The sequence below is a fragment of the Stenotrophomonas sp. P5_B8 genome (genome assembly GCF_054049855.1).
This window is the reverse complement of sequence record NZ_JBFULO010000670.1, coordinates 1-1,368: the sequence shown is the minus strand read 5'-3', so window position 1 is coordinate 1,368 and position 1,368 is coordinate 1. Positions and strand designations below refer to the sequence as shown.

Annotated in this window: 2 protein-coding genes; both read left to right on the top strand. The window is 69.7% G+C overall.

What is annotated here, in order from left to right; all coding sequences use genetic code 11:
* Positions 1-221, top strand: a 221-nt coding sequence (locus ACXJKH_RS20535) for a tRNA ligase subunit PheS family protein (protein WP_457322144.1), incomplete at its 5' end; no start/stop codon positions are given.
* Positions 222-314: 93 nt separating this feature from the next.
* A partial coding sequence (ytpR, locus tag ACXJKH_RS20530) for a YtpR family tRNA-binding protein (protein ID WP_457322142.1) occupies positions 315-1,368 on the top strand: 1,054 nt, incomplete at its 3' end.

The window sequence follows — 1,368 nt, the reverse complement described above, 5'->3', positions numbered from 1 at the left end:
TCGCCTGGCAGCAGCCCGACGGCAGCACCCGCTGGCTGGAAGTGCTCGGCTGCGGCATGGTCCACCCCAACGTGCTGCGCAACGTCGGCATCGATCCGGAGCGCTACACCGGCTTTGCCTTCGGCCTGGGCGTGGAGCGCTTTGCGATGCTGCGGTATGGCGTCAACGACCTGCGCGCGTTCTTCGAGAACGACGTGCGGTTCCTGAAGCAGTTCGCGTAAGCGCGTCAGCGTAACGCCGGGCCATGCCCGGCGGGATTGGATCCAAGACCATTACGGCCCAGGCGCATGCGCCGGGCCCACCAGGGTGACACCATGAAATTCTCTGAAAACTGGCTGCGCAGCCACGTTCCCACCGCCGTCTCGCGCGATGAACTCGGCGCGGTGCTGACCGCCATCGGCCTGGAAGTGGAAGCGGTCGACGCGCTCGGCGTGGGCCTGGACCACGTGGTGGTGGCGCGGATCGTCTCGGCCGAACGCCATCCCGAAGCCGATCGCCTGCAGATCTGCCAGGTCGACGCGGGGCAGGGCGAACACCTGCAGATCGTCTGCGGCGCACCGAACGCGCGCCCGGGCCTGGTCGCGCCGCTGGCGATGGTGGGCGCGCAGATCGGTATGCTGGCGATCAAGCCGGCCAAGCTGCGTGGCGTGGACTCCAACGGCATGCTGTGCTCGGCCAAGGAACTGGGCCTGGACAGCGATGCCTCGGGTCTGTTCGAACTGCCCGCCGATGCGCCGGTCGGCCAGTCGCTGGTGGAGTACCTGGGCCTGCCCGATGCCAGCATCGAGATCAAGCTGACCCCCAACCGCGCCGACTGCTTCAGCATTCGCGGCATCGCCTTCGACGTGGCCGCCGCGTGCGCCAGTGAAGTGGTGCCGTTCGAGGCCGCGCCAGTGGCGCCGGTGGGCACGCGCGAACTGACCGTCGCACTGGACGCCGGCGCCGAAGCGCCGCGCTATGTCGGCCGCGTCATCGAGGGCATCAATGCGCGTGCCGCGACCCCGTTGTGGATGGCCGAACGCCTGCGCCGCAGTGGCGTGCGCCCGGTGTCGCTGCTGGTGGACATCACCCAGTACGTGATGCTGGAACTGGGCCAGCCGATGCACGCCTTCGACCTGGGCGCCCTGCAGGGCAGCATCGGCGTGCGTCGCTCGCGCGCCGGTGAATCCCTGAAGCTGCTCGATGGTCGCGACGCGACGCTGGACGACAGCTTCCTGCTCATCACCGACGCCGACCGCCCGATCGCGCTGGCCGGCCTGATGGGCGGCTTCGACACCCGCGTCACCGACGACACCACCGCCGTGTTCCTGGAGGCCGCGCACTGCGCGCCCGCCGCGAGCATGGGGCGTGGCCGCGAGCTGGGCGTGC